This window comes from Streptomyces zhihengii (assembly GCF_016919245.1).
GTDB lineage: Bacteria > Actinomycetota > Actinomycetes > Streptomycetales > Streptomycetaceae > Streptomyces > Streptomyces zhihengii.
On the sequence record NZ_JAFEJA010000002.1, the window covers coordinates 2,080,252 to 2,098,947 of the forward strand.

General features: G+C 69.7%; 15 protein-coding genes and 7 pseudogenes. 16 read left to right on the top strand and 6 right to left on the bottom strand.

The annotated features are described in order from the left end of the window. Positions 1 to 33 precede the first annotated feature (33 nt). Positions 34 to 165 carry a hypothetical protein gene (locus JE024_RS41995; RefSeq protein ID WP_280521586.1) on the top strand — a complete coding sequence of 44 codons (132 nt, stop codon included), beginning with the start codon at positions 34 to 36 and terminating at the stop codon, positions 163 to 165. 275 nt (positions 166 to 440) lie between these two features. On the opposite strand, the gene JE024_RS36585 is transcribed toward JE024_RS41995, so the two are convergent. Further along, positions 441 to 1,079 (bottom strand): GNAT family protein, encoded by a 639-nt coding sequence (locus JE024_RS36585; protein WP_205378140.1) that lies wholly within the window; start codon positions 1,077 to 1,079, stop codon positions 441 to 443. A 600-nt stretch (positions 1,080 to 1,679) separates the two neighbouring features. On the opposite strand from JE024_RS36585, the gene JE024_RS36590 reads away from it, so the two are divergent. The 3 genes and pseudogenes from JE024_RS36590 to JE024_RS42000 all read left to right on the top strand — a co-directional run bounded on the left by JE024_RS36590 (position 1,680) and on the right by JE024_RS42000 (position 3,483). After that, positions 1,680 to 2,759 carry a serine hydrolase domain-containing protein gene (locus tag JE024_RS36590; protein ID WP_205378141.1) on the top strand — a complete coding sequence of 360 codons (1,080 nt, stop codon included), beginning with the start codon at positions 1,680 to 1,682 and terminating at the stop codon, positions 2,757 to 2,759. Between the two features lie 255 nt (positions 2,760 to 3,014). Continuing rightward, positions 3,015 to 3,200: pseudogene (locus JE024_RS42710) on the top strand (transposase); the annotation flags it as partial. Between the two features lie 157 nt (positions 3,201 to 3,357). Continuing rightward, positions 3,358 to 3,483: a hypothetical protein gene (locus JE024_RS42000; protein WP_280521595.1), complete on the top strand. Its 126-nt coding sequence runs from the start codon at positions 3,358 to 3,360 to the stop codon at positions 3,481 to 3,483. Between the two features lie 73 nt (positions 3,484 to 3,556). Here JE024_RS42000 and JE024_RS36600 read toward each other — a convergent pair. The 3 genes and pseudogenes from JE024_RS36600 to JE024_RS42205 form a co-directional block, all read right to left on the bottom strand. Then, positions 3,557 to 3,739, bottom strand: a pseudogene (locus JE024_RS36600) (dihydrodipicolinate synthase family protein); the annotation flags it as partial. Positions 3,740 to 3,810: 71 nt separating this feature from the next. After that, positions 3,811 to 4,518, bottom strand: a complete 708-nt coding sequence (locus tag JE024_RS36605; RefSeq protein WP_205378142.1) for a B3/B4 domain-containing protein — start codon at positions 4,516 to 4,518, stop codon at positions 3,811 to 3,813. Further along, a pseudogene (locus JE024_RS42205) lies at positions 4,484 to 5,362 on the bottom strand (EamA family transporter). The gene JE024_RS36605 and the pseudogene JE024_RS42205 overlap by 35 nt, the downstream one beginning before the upstream one ends. A 120-nt stretch (positions 5,363 to 5,482) precedes the next feature. Here JE024_RS42205 and JE024_RS36615 point away from each other — a divergent pair. Continuing rightward, on the top strand, positions 5,483 to 6,058 hold the full coding sequence (locus JE024_RS36615; protein WP_205378143.1) for a helix-turn-helix domain-containing protein: 576 nt from the start codon (positions 5,483 to 5,485) through the stop codon (positions 6,056 to 6,058). Between the two features lie 50 nt (positions 6,059 to 6,108). Further along, positions 6,109 to 6,448, top strand: a pseudogene (locus tag JE024_RS41490) (HNH endonuclease); the annotation flags it as partial. A 213-nt stretch (positions 6,449 to 6,661) separates the two neighbouring features. Here JE024_RS41490 and JE024_RS42445 read toward each other — a convergent pair. Further along, positions 6,662 to 6,829: pseudogene (locus JE024_RS42445) on the bottom strand (DUF6233 domain-containing protein); the annotation flags it as partial. Between the two features lie 153 nt (positions 6,830 to 6,982). On the opposite strand from JE024_RS42445, the pseudogene JE024_RS42210 reads away from it, so the two are divergent. From JE024_RS42210 to JE024_RS36655, 8 genes and pseudogenes are all read left to right on the top strand, one after another. Next, a pseudogene (locus tag JE024_RS42210) lies at positions 6,983 to 7,744 on the top strand (DMT family transporter); the annotation flags it as partial. 110 nt (positions 7,745 to 7,854) lie between these two features. Further along, positions 7,855 to 9,333, top strand: a complete 1,479-nt coding sequence (locus tag JE024_RS36625) for an aminotransferase class I/II-fold pyridoxal phosphate-dependent enzyme (protein WP_205378144.1) — start codon at positions 7,855 to 7,857, stop codon at positions 9,331 to 9,333. Between the two features lie 273 nt (positions 9,334 to 9,606). Continuing rightward, a complete protein-coding gene (locus JE024_RS36630; protein ID WP_205378145.1) occupies positions 9,607 to 10,293 on the top strand; it encodes a HemK2/MTQ2 family protein methyltransferase in 687 nt (228 codons plus the stop codon). Positions 10,294 to 10,306: 13 nt separating this feature from the next. Next, a complete protein-coding gene (locus JE024_RS36635; RefSeq protein ID WP_244883501.1) occupies positions 10,307 to 10,543 on the top strand; it encodes a CDGSH iron-sulfur domain-containing protein in 237 nt (78 codons plus the stop codon). Further along, a complete protein-coding gene (locus tag JE024_RS36640) occupies positions 10,527 to 11,534 on the top strand; it encodes an iron-containing redox enzyme family protein (RefSeq protein WP_372449903.1) in 1,008 nt (335 codons plus the stop codon). Before JE024_RS36635 ends, JE024_RS36640 begins: the two co-directional genes overlap by 17 nt. A 2,339-nt stretch (positions 11,535 to 13,873) precedes the next feature. Then, a complete protein-coding gene (locus JE024_RS36645; protein ID WP_205378148.1) occupies positions 13,874 to 14,920 on the top strand; it encodes a helix-turn-helix transcriptional regulator in 1,047 nt (348 codons plus the stop codon). Further along, the gene (locus tag JE024_RS36650; protein WP_205378149.1) at positions 14,892 to 15,083 is read left to right on the top strand and encodes a hypothetical protein; all 192 of its coding nucleotides are present in this window, start codon (positions 14,892 to 14,894) and stop codon (positions 15,081 to 15,083) included. The genes JE024_RS36645 and JE024_RS36650 overlap by 29 nt, the downstream gene beginning before the upstream one ends. Before the next feature lie 447 nt (positions 15,084 to 15,530). Continuing rightward, positions 15,531 to 15,896 (top strand): hypothetical protein, encoded by a 366-nt coding sequence (locus tag JE024_RS36655; protein WP_205378150.1) that lies wholly within the window; start codon positions 15,531 to 15,533, stop codon positions 15,894 to 15,896. A 4-nt stretch (positions 15,897 to 15,900) separates the two neighbouring features. Here JE024_RS36655 and JE024_RS36660 read toward each other — a convergent pair. Then, positions 15,901 to 16,023, bottom strand: a pseudogene (locus JE024_RS36660) (IS5/IS1182 family transposase); the annotation flags it as partial. 1,028 nt (positions 16,024 to 17,051) lie between these two features. Between JE024_RS36660 and JE024_RS36665 the strand changes: the two are divergent. Together JE024_RS36665 and tgmA are read left to right on the top strand one after the other, a co-directional pair. After that, the gene (locus JE024_RS36665) at positions 17,052 to 17,777 is read left to right on the top strand and encodes a HEAT repeat domain-containing protein (RefSeq protein ID WP_244883502.1); all 726 of its coding nucleotides are present in this window, start codon (positions 17,052 to 17,054) and stop codon (positions 17,775 to 17,777) included. Positions 17,778 to 18,438: 661 nt separating this feature from the next. Continuing rightward, positions 18,439 to 18,693: a putative ATP-grasp-modified RiPP gene (gene tgmA / locus JE024_RS36670; protein ID WP_205378151.1), complete on the top strand. Its 255-nt coding sequence runs from the start codon at positions 18,439 to 18,441 to the stop codon at positions 18,691 to 18,693. The last annotated feature ends 3 nt before the right edge of the window (positions 18,694 to 18,696 follow it).

The window sequence follows — 18,696 nt, forward strand, 5'->3', positions numbered from 1 at the left end:
TCCGCCCCGACCGTGCACGCTGCCACCGCCTACATGAGCACTGCCCGTCACGGCTTCGACAGCTATCAGCCACATCCCTCGCTCGCCGAGGCCACCTGCACCGATGGCAGCCGTGTGCGCCTGGTCTTCCACACCGACGTCCGTGTCCGTGACCACGACGCCTGACGCCGACGCGCTGTTGTGGGCAACCGTTACTGCGCGGATGACGCCGGTCAGACCTGGCCCGACGACATCCTTCTGTCTCCGTCAGCGATGTCGTCGAGGTCGCGGGCCCTGATCACTGGTTCCTCTACCTCCGCGTCGACTTTGTCGGCTTCTCCGCCGTCCCCGTGCCCACCCGCTTGACCGACTTCGTCGGCACCCGCGGGGAGCGATTGTCCATACGTGTGGATCGTCCGCGGAGGCACGTAGTTGGGGTTTGTCCGTAGCAGCGTGCCTGGCTATCCCCGTTCGGGGCGCAGCAGAACCTCGCTGCCTACAGGTGTGAAGCCGCAGGCGAGAAAGGCGCGTAGAGAACGGGCGTTGCCGGGGGACACGGCAGCGAAGACCGGGTCGGCTTCCGGAACCAGGGAAAGGGCGTCGGTGAGGAGCGACCGCCCATGTCCTTTGCTGCCGTCCTGAACACGGTGGAGTTCGATGCTCAGCTCGCGCCGCCCGGCGAGGCCGTCGGCCAGCGTGACGAGGCCGCGTTCGTCACCGTAGACTTTGACGTTCGTCCGCATCTCCCGGGCATAGCGGACGCGTGAATGATCATCTGCATCGGTCAGCTCTGCCAGACGCGGTGGGCCACCCGTGCCCCGAGCCGTGAGTGTCGCGTCGGTGACACCGATCCAGCCCTTCGGGCCGGCCAAGTGACGCAGGAAATCCGGCGAGAGCGACTCGCCGAAGCCATCTGGTCCCCGGGTATGTACGGCCTGACTGGTCATGGCGGTGGCGATGACGGCGTGGCCGGTGAAGGCGACCGAGCACTCAAGTCCCCTGGGCAGGGGCGGCAGCACCGTTACACGGCCGTCGACCGGAGGGAAGCAGCCGTCGGCGGCAGCCATGAAGAATGTGAGGAGCGGGTGCGGTGCGCCCACGCTAGTCCACCTGTCTGTTGAGGAAGCCGGCAGGAAGCAATTGTCGGACAGATCCTGTCGATCAGTTGAGATTGTTCATGCTGCGAGGTTTTCCAGCGTTCGAAGAGCCGGCCGCGTTCGAAGCGGGCACCGGCCCGCACGAGGGCGACAAGGTGGGCTGCGCTTACCCCGGGCCACCGGGGCGGTGCGGGCTCGACCAGCTTGAACACAGGTCCCGCCAGCTGAGCGCAGACAGGACCTTTGTCACAGCATCGAGGGGGCGGAGGTGAACCGCCCCTTCAACGCTGCGCCCACACCCTGCCAGGCAAGCCGCACTCAGGAATTTGCGGGCGGCTGCGCAGACAAGGACAAAGGCAACCCTTGTGCAACTTCCCTTCCAGGTAACGTTCTCATCGCCCGGCAGCCGCCCCTCCCGGGACGTGTATCGGGACGCAGTTGGCGTTCTGTCGTCCCGTGGAGAGGACATCGTCCGCCCCCGACGGCTGCCTTCCGGGCCCCGACCACACCCGGACTGCAGGGCAGAAATCGGTTGCGCCACCAGGGCCCCTCCTGATCCTCTGCCCCGCGGAGATCACCGCGTTGTCGTACGAGGGAGGCACCATGTCCGGAGCAAGTGTGGGATTCGGCGCGGGGGTGCGGTCGGTCGTCGAACACGCGGTGGCGGAGGGGTTCTCCGGGACAGTGAGCGTGGTGGCCGAAGGGAGGCCGGTGCTGCAGGGCGCCTACGGCAAGGCCAGCCGTCGATGGGACATCGACAACACCATGGACACACGGTTCCGGATAGCCTCCATATCCAAGGCGTTCACGGCCGTCACCGTCCTGCGCCTGGCCCAGGACGGTGCGGTGGACCTCGACGAACCACTCCTGCCGCACGTGCGCCACGCGCACCCCTCACTCGACTCAGGCATCACCCTGCGCCATGCGCTCACCATGACGTCGGGTATCGCGGACTGGTTCGAGGAGGACAGCGAGACCTGGGCGGCCGACTGGGCCGCACTCTGCGCCGCGCACCCGCTCTACCTGCTGCGCGATAACGCGGACTACCTGCCGCTGTTTATCGGCAAGCCGGGCCACTTTGCGCCGGGGGAGCGCTACCGGTACAACGGTGCCGGATACATCCTCCTCGGCCTCATGATCGAGAAACTTACGGGCCTGGACTTCATCGAAGCGATCCACCGCTACGTCTTCGCACCCGCCGCCATGTCCGACGCCGGGTTCATGGCGCTCGACTCCGCGGGGCCCGGCCTCGCCGAGGGCTACCTCGCTCGCGCCGACAGCCCCGCAGCCCTGCGCACGAACCTCTACGGGACCACGCCCCGTGGCGCGGCAGACGGAGGAGCCACCTGCACCGCGGACGATCTCGTGGCCTTCGCCCGCGCCCTGCGGTCAGGCACGCTCCTTAACGAGACGGCGACGCGGCTCGCCCTCACCCCGCAGGTCCCAGAACGGGAAGAGAAGGTACGCGGCTACCGCTGGATGTACGGCTTCGGGCTCACCTTCCTCCTCGACGACAACGACCGCGTCGTGCGGTGGGGACACACAGGTGAGGAGGACGGCGCAAGCGCCCGGCTGTACCACTACCCCGAGGGCGACGTGGATATCGCCGTGCTGAGCAACGTCAGCTGGTCAGCCGGGGACCTCGGATGGGCCATCCACGACGCGGTGGTGGCCGACCGTTAGGACTTTTCGTCCTGTCGGGTAAGCGGACACCGTCAGGACCAGATTGTCGGGCAGTGACTGAGCTTGACTCTGTCGGGAATCTTGGAGTTTCCCGGTGCGGCAGCAAGATCGACGGGCATGCTCGGGTAGTTCCGCTGACCGATACAGCTGTCGAGGTGCTCGTTGTCCCTTCGTCCCTGTTCCGGTGAGCAGGTTCCGTCTCTGACTGCGCAGGTTGCGCGGGCGAGCAACCCGGGTGGCACGACGGCGATATGGGTGCGGGACCGCCTCGACGGGCTGTGGCGTGACGAGGACTTCGCGGACTGGTACCGGCGGGACGGACGCCCGGGTCTTTCACCTGCTCAGCTGGCCACCGTCTGTGTGCTGCAGTTCCTGCCCGGCCTGTCGGACAGGCAGGCTGCCGAGTCTGTCCGCTGCCGCATCGACTTCAAGTACGCGATGGCCATGGAGCTGGACGATCCCGGGTTCCATCACAGTGTGCTGAGCGACTTCCGTGATCGTCTCGCCGAGGACGGCCGCGCCGACCGTCTCCTCGACCTCGCACTCGCGCGCCTGAGGGAGGCCGCTGACCGAGAGCTGTGCTGCCGATGGCCCCAACGTGATCAAGGATGTCGCCACCACCGCGGCCACCACCCACGACAGCCAGGTCCTGCCTGGCATCCACACCCGCCTGGCTCGTCGCGGGCTGCTGCCCGCCGAGCACCTGGTCGACGCCGGCACCTGACGGGTGCGCAGGGCCCGATGCCGGCGATGACCGGCACGCCGTCGGCGTGCTCGACCGCGAGGCGGGTCACGCGGGCGCGCTCCTCAAGGGACAGGTAGGCATAGGAGCCGGTGGAGCCCAGCGCGCCGATGGAGTCGACGCTGGCGGCGGCGAGCCGCTGGACCAGCGCGGCGTACGCCTTCTCGTCGACGTTGCCGTTGCCGGGGACGGGAGTGAGCGGGAAGGCGCTCAGGCCGGTGGACAAGACGGCCTCCAAAAGGGGGGTGCGGGGGGCTTTCGGCGGGGCGGGGGTGGCTGCCGCGGTGCTGAGCGGGCGGGCCGGGCTGGTCAGACGGTGGCGTCGGGGTGGGCCGGGTTGAGGTAGTGCACGGTGCTGGTGTCGCAGTGCGGCTGCAGGAGTTCCTGCAGGTCGCCAGCCGCGGTCTTGAGCAGCTGCTCGTCGCGGGTGGCGGCGACGGTCTCCAGGACGAAGGCGACGCGGGTGGAGTCCTCGGTGACGCGGGTGCGGTGGGCGTCGCGGTGGTTCCAGTGCCGGGTGAGGACGTCGGTGGTGTCGGTGTAGATGACCTCGCCGGGCTTGGGCGTCTCGACGGTGCCGGGCTCGCCGAGCGGGGTGAAGGTCTCGCTGCCGTCGGCGTAGCGGATCTCGACGTCGCCGGTGACCTGGCCGAGGTCGAAGGCGCCGGCGGGCAGGCCGTGGCGGACGGAGACGGCGTTGTAGGAGTCGACGGCCGGGTTGATCCGGGGCAGGGGGCCCTTCTTCGCCAGGCGGCGGCCCAGGGCGTCGACGCTGGGCCGGATGCGACGGGGGTTGGTGCCGAAGGCGCGGTAGACGGCATGCCATGCCTCGATGCGCGGGTCGTTCTCGTCGGCCGGGGACCAGGAGCCGTCGGCGAGCCGGGCCTCCAGTTCTTCCAGGGCGGCGGTGGTGGCTGGCCACGGTTCGCGGCCGCGCAGACCGGTGGCGGTGACGACGGCGATAAGGGTGTCGGGGAAGGTGTCAGCGACAGCCGGGGTGAGGCGGAAGAGGGTCATCGGAGGTCCGTTTCGAGGGTGGTGTGCGGGCGAGGAGGCTGACGGCGGCGGCGGCGGTGCCCAGGCCGATCAGCTGGCCGCGGTGGATGCGCTCGGCCAGGACGCTGCGGGCGAGCAGGACGGTGCTGGCCGGGTAGAGGGCGGTGATCACGGCGACGACGGCGAGGTCGCCGCTGCGGGCAGCGAGCAGGAACAGTAGGTTGGCCACCGAGTCCAGCACCCCGGCCGTCGCCGAGATCGCGTACGCGGGCTTTTCCGGGCCCAGACGCCGGAACATCACGCCGGCTGCGGCCAGGGTGACGGCGGAGGACACGGCACGGCCGACGATCAGCGGACCGACGCCGCTGTCGGAGGGCGCCTGGTGCAGGAAGACCAGCTGCAGAGCGATCGCCGCGCCGGCGCCGAAAGCCAAGAGCGCAGTGCGCGAGGGCCGTGCCGACTTCGCCCCGTGCCCGGCACCACCGCCGCCAGCGCCAGCGGCAGGCCGATCAGCCCGGCCAAGCCCAGGTGCTCGCCCTGCAGCAGGCCGACGCCCACCGGCAGCATCGCCGAGACCAGCTCGGTGATCGGCGACAGCACGTTCATCGGGCCGATCGCCAGCGTCTTGTAGAGCAGGGCGAACGCGGCGGCCGACGCGACGCCGGAGGCAGCCCCCCAGGCGAGAGTGGCGGGCGCGAAGGAGGCACCGAGGAAGGGCCACAGCAGCAGCTCGACGGTCAGCGAGGCCGGTGCGGCGAATCATCACGGTCCGCAGGACATGAGCCTTGCGGGCGCCCAGGCCGCCGAGGAAGTCGGCGCATCCGTAGGCCAGGGAGCTGCCCAGGGCCAGCAGAAGAGCGATCACGGTACGTACATCCCCTACCGTCATTGGAACGACTACACCGTACAACGCACCGACCGTAGGTGGTCAACCGACCGACCGAAGGGTGCAGCACACCGACCTGCTGCCGGAGGGATGAGCCCGATGCCCGAGACCGAGGCCGCACTGCGGACGCTCGCGCACAACGTCCGCGCGGCCCGCACCCGCGCAGGACTGTCCCTGGACGAACTCGGCCGCCGCGCCAAGGTCAGCAAGGGCGCCCTCGTCGGACTGGAGAAAGCCCAGGGCAACCCCAACTTCGCCACCCTGGTTCGCCTCGCCGACACCCTCGGCGTCTCCGTCTCCGCGCTGATGGAAGGCAGCCTCGAACAACGCGTGCGGATGGTCAGCGCCGACGCCGTCACGCCCCTGTGGAAGGGTGAGCACGGCAGCGAAGCCCGGCTCATGCTCACCACCGGCGGCCCGGCCGCCACCGAGGTCTGGCGCTGGACCCTCGAACCCGGCGAGGAATACCCCAGCCACCCCCACCAGACCGGCGTGACCGAGACCGTCAGCGTCACCGCCGGCGACATGGTCCTCGTCGTCGACGGCACCGAATACGCCGTCACCGCCGGACAGACCGCCACCTTCGACGCCGACACCACCCACACCTACCGCGGCACGGGCACCCAGACCTGCCACCTGATCATGACCGTCCACCTGCCCCCAGGCCCGGCGTAGACCTCAACGGGCCGGGGGAGCCCGAGTGCCCCCTGTCGGTAAAGGATGGCGTGACGGCCCCGGGCTCCTGGGACATCGACCACGTCGTCCCGCTCGCCGAGTCGTGGGACTCAGGGGTCAGCGCCTCAACGCCCGCGGGCCGGGAGGCGTACGCGAACGACCAGGGCGCACACCAGCTTGGTGGCGGTCGCCGCGCGATCGAACAGGTCGAATGCCGACAAGGACCCGGCCGAGTGGATGCCGCCGGCCGGGGGCCAGGACTGTCGATACGCCGGCGAGTGGGGCGGCACGAAACTCCGCTAGGGCCTCTTGGCCGACCAGGCGGAGCAGGAGACGCTGATGGTGTTCGCCGGGGCGTGCAAGAGCACGGTCGTCACCCACACCGCGGCGCCGTGTGCCGGTGACCGGGTGCCGACCGCTCGCGCGACAGGTCGCATCGGGCGGCACTGCGGGGACGGGGCCCCTGACAGGTGTCGAAGCTGGCGGGGCCCCGCCGCGGCACGGAGGGGCCCGCCAGGCCCTGACCACACCGCCCGGTCCAACGAGCCGGCCGCGGCCGGGACACGGCCGCCAGGAGCGGCGCTGCCCGACGCCGAGGGCCGCGTCGGCGCGGCAGTGCGAGCACGCCTCCCCGCCGTCCGTGACGGGCCAGGCGGCGACGTCGCGGGTCACCGCGTGGACGCGCTTGCCAACCGTGTGGCAGCCGCCGACATGGACGTACAGCGGTGGCCGCTCGGCGGCGATCCCGGGCTCGACCGCGAAGTCCGGGATCGGCGGCCGTAGGCCTCACCCGCGCGCTGCTCTCGCTCGCGCCGCGCCAGGGCGGCGATCCGCTCGCGCACCTGGTCAAGGCTTAAGCGCGAGCCACGTCTCCAGGGTCCGGTGACGGGGGAGGCCGGTGTCCCGCAGACAACGTAGGGAACCTTGACCGATGTATTCGCTCTGCTGCTGGCCCTGGGCAGTTCTCTGGCCAATGGATGTGCCGACTTCCTCGGCGGCCTCGACGCCCGCAAGGCCCACGTCTCGCGCACGGTGATGATCGCCGCCCGGCCTCGCTCACCGTCGAGCTGTAGCTGTAGCTGTGGCCCGTGCTCGGCGCCTTCTGCGCCCCCGCGACTCTCGCCTGGGGCGCCGTGTCCGGCGTGGCGTCGGCCGCTACGTTCGCCCTGCTCTACCAACCCTGGCAACGGGTCCGATGAACGTTTTGACGCTGGTCACCGCGCTGGTGTCGGCGATGCTGCCGGTCGGCGGGGGATTGGTGCAGGGCGAGCGGCTGGGGCTGGCCGGCCTGGTGGGCCTGCCGCTCGGGCTGGCGGCCGTGGTCCTGGTCAGTGCCGGGCACGGGACGAAGTCGGCCGCCCCTCGCGGACCGCGCTGTTGCTGGCCTTCGGCGCCGGGGCCGCGATCGCTTTGCAGCTGGTCTTTCTGCACCAGGCACCGTCCGAGAGCGGGGTGGGCCCGCTGATCGTCGGCCGTGCCGTGCCCTCCGTCGTCACCCTGGCCGCCGCCGGAGCGATGATCCGGCGGCTGGGCGCGGAGAAGCCCGCGTACAGGATTTCGGCGGCGGTCGGCGTGCTCGACTCGGTGGCCAACCTGCTGGTGCTGTTCCTGTTCGCCGCCCGCAGCGGCGACCTGGCCGTTGGAGCGGTGATCACCGCCCTGTACCCGGTCGGCACCGTCATGCTCGAGGTCGTCGGCAGGGGCGGCAGGAGTGTTGAGAGACGGACCCTCGTGTGCCGCCCCCGGGCCTTCACTCCTACCGTTTTCGCCCCTCCTGTCCCGGGAAGCCGCATATCATGGACCATTCGAAAGCCCCCGTTCTCGACGCTCTGAAGGCGTACCAGGCGCAGGAACAACTGCCGTTCACCCCGCCCGGACACAAGCAGGGCCGGGGGGCCGACCCGAGGGTGCGGGCCGTACTGGGAGATAGCCTGTTCGGCGCGGACATGCTCGCGGTGTCCGGCCTGGACGACCGGACACAGTCGAAGAAGGTCCTGGAGCGGGCGGAAGACCTCATGGCCGACGCCGTCCACGCCGAGCACACATTCTTTTCCACCTGCGGCAGCTCGCTGTCGGTGAAGGCCGCCATGCTGTCCGTTGCCGGACCGCACCAAAAACTCCTGGTCGGACGCGACGCGCACAAGTCAGTCATCTCCGGCTTGATCCTCGCCGGTATCCGCCCGGTGTGGGTCGATCCCCAGTGGGATCCCGATCTGCACGTTGCCCACCCACCGGCCCCGGAGGCTTTCCGGGCGGCGTTCGAGCAGCACCCGGATGCGCGGGGCGCGCTCGTCACCAGCCCCACTCCTTACGGAACCTGCGCCGACATCGGAGCCATCGCGACGCTGTGCCACGAGCACGGCGTACCACTGATCGTGGACGAAGCGTGGGGCGCCCACCTGCCCTTCCACCCCGAGCTGCCTGCCTGGGCCATGGACGCCGGCGCGGACGTGTGCGTCACCTCCGTCCATAAAATGGGCTCCGGACTCGAACAAGGGTCGGTCTTCCACCTCCAAGGCGATCTGGTCACCGCGCAAACTCTCGCCTCCCGCGCCGACCTCCTGGACACCACCAGCCCTTCGGTCCTCATCTATGCCGCCCTCGACGGCTGGCGTCGTCAGATGGTCGAACACGGCCGCGAACTCCTGGACGACGCCCTCTCCAGGTCCCGCCGGGTACGTGAAGCCATTGAGGACATCGAGGGCCTGCACGTGAACGACCGCGATGACTTCTGCGCGGCCGGGCGCGCCTTCGACCTGGACCCCCTCCAAGTCTTCATCGACCTGAGCGGAGTCAAGTTCAGCGGCTACGACGCGGCCGACTGGATGCGTCGAAACCACCGCATCAACCTGCACACGTCCGACCACCGGCGCATCAACGCCCAGCTCACCCACGCCGACGACGACACCACGACGGAGCGGCTCCTGGACGGCCTGCGTGACCTGGTAGCCCACGCAGACGAGCTGCCACCAGCCCCCGACATCCGGATCCCGGACCCCGGCGACCTCCGGCTGACGCAGGCGACGCTTCCGCGCGACGCCTTCTTCGGCGAGGTCGAGCAGATTCCCGCCGACCAGGCGGTCGGCCGTGTCTGTGCCGAGATGCTCACGCCCTACCCACCAGGGATCCCAGCAGCCCTTCCCGGCGAGGTGCTCGACCAGGCCGCAGTGGACTACCTGCAGACCGGTGTCAGCGGGGGGATGCTCATTCCCGACGCCGCCGACAGCACCATCGGCACGATTCGCGTGTCCGTGCATGACGCCGACGCCGACTGACCGGGCGCCCGCGACAAGGCGAAATTCGGACCACGCGCCCTGCCACCACACGATGCTGCGCACGCGGTGAGGCTGAGAACACCTGGGCCAGCGGGTAACTCAGAGAGCCGGTTACCAGCGCGTTTGGCATGTCAGGTCCGGCACAGGGCACAAGGCGAGAGACCGCCGCTCGGGTCGCGGCGGACCCTTGGGACATTCACGCTGACGAAGGCGGATGCGCGCCTGGCGAAACTGACAAAGAGCGCACCTGTTCGCACCTCATGGAGGCTCCAGATGACGACCGCTGCCGTACGACCCGCCGGCCTCGGGAACGTGTGGACACTGCCCGGCGTCTACGCACCGCAAGCCGATACCCACCTGCTTGCTGCGGCACTCCAGGCGGAAGAGATAGCAAAGGGCACAGACGTCCTCGATGTCTGCACAGGAAGCGGAGCACTGGCTGTCCTGGCCGCGCGCATGGGCGCCCGGGTGTCGGCGACCGACATCTCCCGCCGGGCGGTGATGACCGCCCGACTGAACGCTGCCCGTGCCGGACAACGCGTCCGAGTACTGCACGGCGACCTCACCGGGCCGCTCGCCCAACAGCGCTTCGACATCGTGGTGAGCAACCCGCCCTACGTCCCCACACCACCCGCACACCGTCCGCGCAAGCACAGATCCTCAGTGGCCTGGAACGCCGGGCACAGCGGACGGCAGGCCCTGGACCGTATCTGCGCCCACGCCCCAGACGTGCTTCACCCGCACGGCGTACTACTCATCGTCCACTCCGCACTCTGCGACGCCGACGAAACAGTCAGACGGCTGGCCGATACCGGCATGCGCAGCTCCGTGACACACCGAGCCCGTGTGCCCTTCGGGCCCGTCATCACCCAACGGCTGCCATGGCTACGCGCCCAGGGCCTGCTCCACCCCGACGAGGACACAGAAGAGCTGGTGGTCGTCCGTGCCGAACGAAACTGATCACGCCCGGCGTGTGACCGTCGACGGCAACGGCCCCATCCTCATCGAAGGGCCGGTGGAGATCGTGCAGGAGGACGGCACGACCGCCACCTCCGACCGGTTCGTCGTCGCTGTCTGCACATGCCGCCGTAGCCGCATGTACCCGTGGTGTGACACCAGCCACCGCCGTCGCACGAAACCGTCGGAGTCTGGCCACCGCGACCAGCGCTCCGCAAACGCCCCCAAGGAAGCCCGTGACAGTGACAACTGACAACCAGCTCTGTCCGCTCCCCACCCTGCCAAGGGCCAGGGGACCGCTGTCAGCCGCCCTCGCCGATGCCCTGGCCTCGCCACAGCAGGATCCGCCGAACGTCGAGGGCGTCGCAGCCGCCGACCCGTATGGAGAAGATCTGCAGCTCGCCCTCTACATGCTGTACGAGCTGCACTACCGCGGTTTCGCCGGCGTCGCAGAGGACCGCGAGTGGGACCCTGCCCTCATGCCCCTGCGCCGGGCGCTCGAAATGCGCTTCCTCAACGCTCTCCGTGCCGACGTACCTGCCGGCCGCTCGACCGACGAGGCGTTCGCAGAACTGCTGGTGGAGCCCACCGACCACCGGGACAGCGTTGCCTACTTCCTTGAGCACGAGGGAGAGCTGTGGCAGATCCGCGAATACGCCGCTCTGCGCTCGCTCTACCACCTGAAAGAGGCAGACCCGCATGCCTGGGTGATCCCGCGATTGCGAGGGCGGGCCAAGGCGGGCATGGTCGCCATCGCATACGACGAGTTCGGCGCGGGACGCGCCGAAAACATCCATGCGCACCTCTTCGCCCAGCTCATGGCCGACCTGGACCTCGACACGCTCTACGGCCACTACGTGGAGGCGGCCCCAGCCCCCGCGCTCGCCGTCGTGAACGTCATGTCCTTGTTCGGCTTGCACCGGGCACTGCGCGGAGCGCTGGTCGGCCATTTCGCCTGCGTGGAGGTCACCTCCTCGCCGGGTTCGCGCCGGCTCGCCGCAGCCATGCGCCGCACCGGCGCGGGCCCCGCGTCCGAACATTTCTACGCTGAGCATGTGGAGGCGGACGCCGTGCACGAACAAGTCGTGCGCCGCGAAGTGGTAGGCGGCCTACTCGAAGAAGAACCCCACCTGGACCCAGAGGTGGCCTTCGGAGCCGATGCCACCGTGCATCTGGAGAACCGATTGGCAGCTCACCTCCTCACGTCCTGGCGGACGGGTAACGCCGTGCTCCTCCAGCGATAGTGGTCCGCGCCGAAGGCCCCCTCCGCAACGCGTTGCCCCTGGCGCTCGTTGGAAAGACCGTCCGCCCCATGGCGAGCCGAGAGTACTGGCCGACCCGCCGCTTGCGCTCCGTCAGCGCGCGGGAACGATCCGCGCCAGGCCGTGGCCGGGCCTCCGTCTGGCGCTCTGAGCCCGGCGCTGAGACGGGCCATCGGTCAGATGTCGGCTTCAGCAGAACCGCCCCCTCTCGGACGGTGCTCCCGAGACGGCGCGCGTCGTACAGCTCCGCCCACTCGGGTTCCGCACGGGCAAGCATTCCTGACAGCAGCTGACCGGCCATCGCCCCTCCGCTCGCACCCCAGCCGGCGAACCCGGTCGCCACACACACACATGGCGCGCGCCCGACCAGAGGTACGCCGTCGCTCGCGTCGTTGTCCTGCACGACCCACCGGTATCCCGTCTCACCCACCGGAAATGCTCGTGCATCCACCCGTCCAGCCTGCGGAAGCGCTCTCGGCTGTCACCCGCAGCCTTCGCCTGCTGGGCGACAGCGACAGTGTGCTGGTGGCGCGGCAGCCGGATGATCTGCTGCGCGCAAGGCCGACGCCCACCTCGTCTCGGAGGAGTCGGAAGGGTTGCACCGTGCTCTCGGCATCGCGCTGACCGCGGTTCTCACCAGCGCGGGCTCCGGCGTCGAGCCGCGCCCGGGGGACTGGTTGCGGGGTCACCCGGTCCCGGGCGGGGGCCAGCCGGCTGCGCACCGCCGCCGGGGGGCAGAGGGTGCGGACGAGGATGATGGCGCTGGCGACGTCCGGCGCGGTGGGCAGGAAGCGCTGGGTGTTGGCGACGGCGATCCGCTGTCACAGGACGGATGGCGGGGTGCCGGCAAGGACGAGTCCGGTGCGGGTGCGGGTGGTGAGCAGTAGGCCCTGGAGGGTTTCCCCTGCGTAGGCGAGCTGGGTGACGTCGACGACCAGGCGGCGGCCGGTGTCCCAGACAGCGGCGAAAGCGGCTTCGAGGGTGGCCCGGTGGGCGTGGCCGGCGTCACCGGACAGGAGAAGGACCGGACGCCGTGCTCGGTAGAGGCGTCGAGGACGGGCTCCTGCGGGAAGGGAAAGCTGGCCAGCGCCATCGTGTCCTGCACTCTCGGGACGGGCTGCTCGCACAGGCCGGGTGCCCGGGGCCTCCGACGGGGAGGTCAGGGAGCCCCGGGACGTGTCACGTCACCCGGGGAGACGGTTGATGTGACAGCGCCGCCATCGTGCCGCGTGAAGCGACAGCCGGTGGCCATTCCGGGGTGCTGCGCAGTCCTGTTCACTCCCGCGGCGCACCGGCGGCTGCGCCGGACCTCGGCCGTGCCGTTGAGGCGGGCCGGCCCGCCAGTTCGACGATGAGCGACTCGTGGATGCCGGTGCAGGCGGTGCTGTCCGGGAGGCGTCTGAGCGGTCCGGGCCGGTCAGGCAGGTCTCCACCGCCCGGGCCGGTGCCTTGGGCACGTCTGCGAACAGGGCGAGATGTCCGTCGAGCAACCGCAGGACGAATCGTCGGGGCTGTGCGGTGAGGCCGGTGTAGCCCATTACCGCCGCCTCCTTACCGCTCACCCTCTCAGCGTGCCGCAGTCCGCCGGCGCTGGGGGAGTGGCCGGCGCCCCGCGGCGCGAGGAGGGCGGCGAGATTCATGGCGCTCTGTGCTGTTCGGCGCGAAAATAGGGGTTGTGTGCCGTGTGTGTAGGGCGCGCGGTGCATGCGGGGCGAGAGCGTCAGCGGCTGTGCCGTTGCTCGCGGCCGCATCCTTCCGGTGTCCCCTAGGGTGCGGCGCCGAGTGGCTGGTGCGCTTGCTCATATGCGGGCGCACCGGCGGTGCCGCTGGCGTCCTCGTTCACGGGACGGGTCCCGTCTTGTGCGCCCAGCGGGACCCGCTCCCGGCCCGTACCGATGAATACCCCCGCACGCTGTCGCTGGCCGGCCAGGACGGTCGCCTGTGTTGAGCTCCCGCTGCCTCAGTCCCGGACAGCCGCCGTGCCGCACGAGGGGTGTGGCGCACATGTGTGTGCCTCGTGGAGACCATCACTCGTTCGTGGGGAAACGGTGGCGGACCCTCGGTGCTGAGTCCACCCTCGCCCGGGAGACCTTTCGGGGCACGCAGGGCAGCTGGGGCTGGACAGCAACCTGTAGCAGTGCACGTCACACGACGTGAAGAGCAGGCCCGCGCCCCTGGCGCCATGGTTTGCCTTCCGGCCGCAGGGCGCGGGTCCCTGCTGCGGGGGCTGTTATCCCCTCAGAGGGGCGGTTTCGTCCCTCGGGCGGGGGGCGTAGCGTCACGAGCGACGGAGCCGTGGCCGGGCGTGAGGAGACGTGATCATGAGGTCGCTGCAGTTCCGCAGCCGTGCACAGACGCGGGAGCTCGTGTCCCAGGTGCACCCTGCGTTGCGGATGGAGGGGCACGGCCAGGAGGTGGGCGCGGTGCGGGCGTCGGCGGGCGGGCTGAGCGTCGACCGGCTCGATGTCGATGCCACGGTCTCCTACGACGCGGCCGCCTCGCGCAAGGTATGTCTGATCACTGTCCACCGCGGCGCCGTCGTCGACACGACCGGCGGCCGCCACGACACCTACGGCCCCGGCCACACGTTCCTCATCGCTCCGCCCGACCGGCCCGGCACCGGCGAGCTGCGTGCAGCACGCTGCACGATCACCACGTTCGACGCCGCTGTGCTGGACGAGGTCGCCACGCACGACCACGATCCCCGCCCCGCCGGGCCTGTGCGCCTGACCGGGCAGCGGCCGCTGGACGCGGCGGCCAACCTGCGGCTGGGTACGACCGTGTCCTTCCTGCGCGACCAGGTCCTCGCCGATCCGGATGCGAGCGGTCTGGTGGTCACGACCGGTGTGCGGCATCTGGAAGCCGTCGTCCTGGCCACTCTGCCGAACACCACGCTCGCCATGCGGGCCGCCGGGGCCGACATTGCGAACAGGGGCCCGCAGACGCTGGAACGGGCGATGGCCTTCATCGCAGACAACGCTCAGCGCGACATCACTGTGGCCGACATCGCCGCCGCCGTCTGCGTCACTCCCCGCGCCGTGCAGTACGCCTTCAGCCGCCACGCCGGCACCACGCCGCTCGGCTACCTGCGCCGCGTGCGACTGGCCCACGCCCACAGCGAGCTCGTCGCCGCGACGCCCGACGCAAGCGTGCTCGCGATCGCCACCAAATGGGGCTTCGCCCACCAGGGCCGATTCGCCGCGGCCTACCGCGCCGCCTACGGCAACGCGCCCTCCGCCACCCTCCGCGCCGGCCCCGGACGCGCCGCCCAAGAACCTCCCCAGCAGCCACCCGCCGCACCAATCGGACCGTGCGGCACAGCGACGGGAGCGCACCGCCATGACCCAGCCCCACGAACCCAGCCCTGACACAGACGCGCACGCCGACGCCCTGCGTGCCCCGCAGCGCCGAGCCCACCTGCGCCGCATCGACGCCGGCACCGCCGACGCCGCTGTCACCGCCATGCGCGAAGCCCTGGACGACGCCGAAGCCAGCGACCCTGCGACGGCAGAAAACAGCCGCGAGCCGTGACAGCGCCCGCGCCAGCAGCCCTGGCCTCGATCCACTCGCAGGGCACCCGGCCCCGAAGCATTCCGCCTGCCGCCCGGCCCGCGGGGGCGGACTGGTCGGCGCATGCTCTCTGGCCTCAGGACGGCATTCCGCGATCGGTGCTGATCGACGTCACCGCGTTGGAGGGGCGGATGCGGGGGCGTCGTCGCCGTTCCGGAGACGGTACTGGTGGATCACGGCAAGGCCGCTGTGGTCGACCCGGTGGCCGGCCTCCAGCATTGCCGGACATCCGCCGCGCCCCCTGGTGCCCGCCGGGTCGTTCCGCCGCCGGTCCTCGCGCACCGTATCGACGCGACCGCGCCGCCTCCCCGGCACTGCTGGCAGCCGTCGACCACCGGCAGCTAGGCCGTGTCTCCTTGACGCGCAGAGCAGTTGGAGCTGCCTACTGTGCGGGGCCACAATGGTCATGTGGACGGACAGGACTCAGTTCAGCGGGCGGACATCGACCGGATCATCGATCCGCTGAAGACGAACATGCCCCAGGCTGGGGACCTCAGCTTTGAGGCGATCCAGCAGCTGGGGAACCCGGTGCCGCTACTGGTGCAAAACGACGGCAAGGAGCATTTGCAGCTGTGGCTTGAGCCGTTCGGGCAGGACTATTGGCTGAAGCCCGGGGAGGCTGTGTACGTCACCTCGTACGGGACGTGGAATGACCACCCGTTCGAGACGATCCACGAGACCGACTGTCTCACCGTCTGGGCCACGTCCTGGTTCGCGACGGTCTCTGACCGCGACGGCAATGAGTTCCCCCCAGGCGGCAGTGAGCGCGCCTGAGTCGTCAGCGTCGGGTCCAGACGAGGATCGCGGCAAGGTGGAGTGCGGCCTGGTCGGCGATAGCGAGTTTGTCAGTCCGCATGGCCAGGCCCCGCCATTCCTTGAGGCGGTTGCTGCATCGTTCGACGGGGCCCAGGCCACCCGGCGCTGCTGCCCGGTGCGCGGTCGCCGCTGCCCGCAACGCCGGTACTGGAAGCGGGGCGGCAGGCCGTGCTGCCGACCAGAGGGCGGACCACCGCGGCCGTGGCCGGTCTGCGCCTCGACCAGACGCACCGGGTCCCGGCCCGCGGAGCGCGCGTCGACGTGGCCCGCGAACACGAAACTGTGCGCTGATAGGGCCCTGGCGACCGGGCAGGTTCCAGGGCCCCATGGCTGCCCGCCCCGTGAGGCCGAAAAGGGACAAGCGCCGTTCCACTAACGCACCGCGCGTCTGCTGGGTTACGCCCACCTTCTGGCTCAGAACGCAATGAGGGCACCGCCGGTCCATGCGAGGGCCCTTCCGGCGTGGTGCCCCAGTCAGGGCACCTGCCGTCGTGTCCGGCGGTCAGGACGCACACCTGTCCCCAGAGGCTGTGCCCGACGGGGCAGGTGGAGGCGAGAGTCACGGTAACGACGGTACATACGGCCTGGTCGTGGCGGTCCCGAAGAACCCGGCGGAGGTTGCGCAGTTCCCGCCCGGAGCATGCTTCCTGCCGTGCGAGCAGGTCTCGCAGCCGGCGCACGGCCGAGTTCTCGGTTCCGGCCTGGAGCGTAAGCTCCTTCTCCCACCAGGCTCGCGAAAGCGTAGGCCGCGCCAGGGCCTTCCCCACGCGTTCCTCCTCGATCCGGCTTTCGGACGGCGTCGCCCGAAGGCCAGCGGGTAGCGGCGTGGGCATACGGCCGCCCCGCACAGAACCAGAGCGCTCTTGGCGGGGCGGCACGATGTCGGCCCGGTCGTACTGCCTCCCCGCGGTTGCACGAGAGGCACCAGGTCCTGGCCCACGCACTCCAGACCGGCACGGGCCAGCACCGACCCTATGGCCACCGCGGCCGTCCGTGGGCGCGAATCCGCAACGGTCCCTCTCATGTGTGCCGAAGGCTCCCACTTGTCGTGGGCGCGACGTGCCTGGAGTATCGACTGGTCGCGGTGGACGCAATGGGCCAGACTCCGTGGCCATGAACGGCACGATTGCTCAGCGGGTTGGCGAGCTCGATGCTGATTCGAGCGAAGTGGCAGAAGACGCCCAGCATGCGCTGATCGCCATGGGGCCAGAGGTGCTGGACGAGTTGATCGCGGCAGTGCCTCACCTGGGGGCGTTCGGGCAGCTCTGCGCCATCGAGGTCTTCACTGCGCTGAAGGATCCGCGACCGGGAGACGTGTTGATCGACCTGTTGCACAGCGAGAACGCCACTGTTCGCCAATGGGCTGCCCAAGCCTTGACGGGCCTGGAGATCCAGCGTGCAGTGCCCGAGCTTCAACGAGCTTATGAAGCCTTTCGGCAGCGAGGGGAAGCCCCCGATGACAGCGAAGGAGAGGCACTTCGCTGGGCGCTGACGGATCTCGGTGCCCGCGCGCTCGTGATCCCGCCCCGGGCTGCTGCGCTGCGGGCCTCGCTGGGGAACCTGGACCTGGCATGGCCGACGGCTCACCTCGCCGAGGTCATAGAGGATCTTGCCGCTCACGGTCAGGCGGTGCTCTATTTCCAGGTGTGGCAGATCAAGCCGACCAATGGGGCCTTCTGGCGCCAAGGCCCGGGCATCGACTGGGACATCGATCGCCAATTGCCCTGGGATCGGATCGTGGTCGAATGTCGGGATTGGGCACTTCTGGCAGCCGAAGAAGCTGAAAAGGCTCCCGACCTGGTGGCGACAATCTGTTGGATCGACGCCTCGGATCTGTGATGACCCCGATCTGAAAGAAGTGTCCCGGATACGTCGCCCGGGCGGTGCCCCGGGCCAGCCAACACCCCTTGCCGGTTTGGCATTTCCTCCGCACTGCGGGCACGCGCGTACCGAAAGACGCCGAAGACCGGCAGGGGGGTGAGCTCCGCGCCCGCGGGGATGGTCCGGCGTACGCGAGCACCTGGCCGACTACGTGGGGGTCGACCTCGTACGCGCGGGGACGGCCCGCGCCGTGCTTGGAGCTTCCTGCCGGAAACTAGCTCTGCGCGGGTGTAGTACCCGCGGCGCACGCGGGCCGCGGTGCGGCCCGTATGTCGCTGCCGGGACGAGGGGGGGGTTCGCCGGAGCTTGGGTTTCGGACATTTCTTCGCCATCTGCGCTTCGACTCGCTCGAAGGGTCGTACGGTGAACTGTGTCTGAGGCAGGCTGTCTCCCCGTCGTCATGCCCCAGACATGCAGCAGGCCGTCAGCTGCGTACTCCCAAGCTGTTTCCCCCTTGATTGTGCCCCATGGTGGAACATCGTCGTGCAACCTTGCTTGGGTGTATGCCTGATGCGCTCCCTGGTGACCTATTCCGTTCCCGCGATCAGTCCGATTTTCTCCAGCGGCAGCGATCAGGGTGTTCGAATTGTCAACAACCACCGCAATTAAGGAGGTTAATATGTCCGCCTCAGTTGACCCTATCGGGCGTCCCTGGGGGGCCGATCGGCTCGCGCCGTTTCCGACGGTCGCCCACCGACCTCATGCGTCGGTCACGTTGGACCCCGCCACCCAGCTTGGTATTTTCACCGACCACCTCGGCATGGTGATCGATATGGGCAAGCACGGCACCAGCAGCGGCACCGAGACGAGTACGACTACGAACTCGGACTCCGCGCCCGACCAAGGACACGATCAAGACTCGGAGCAGGACTGACGA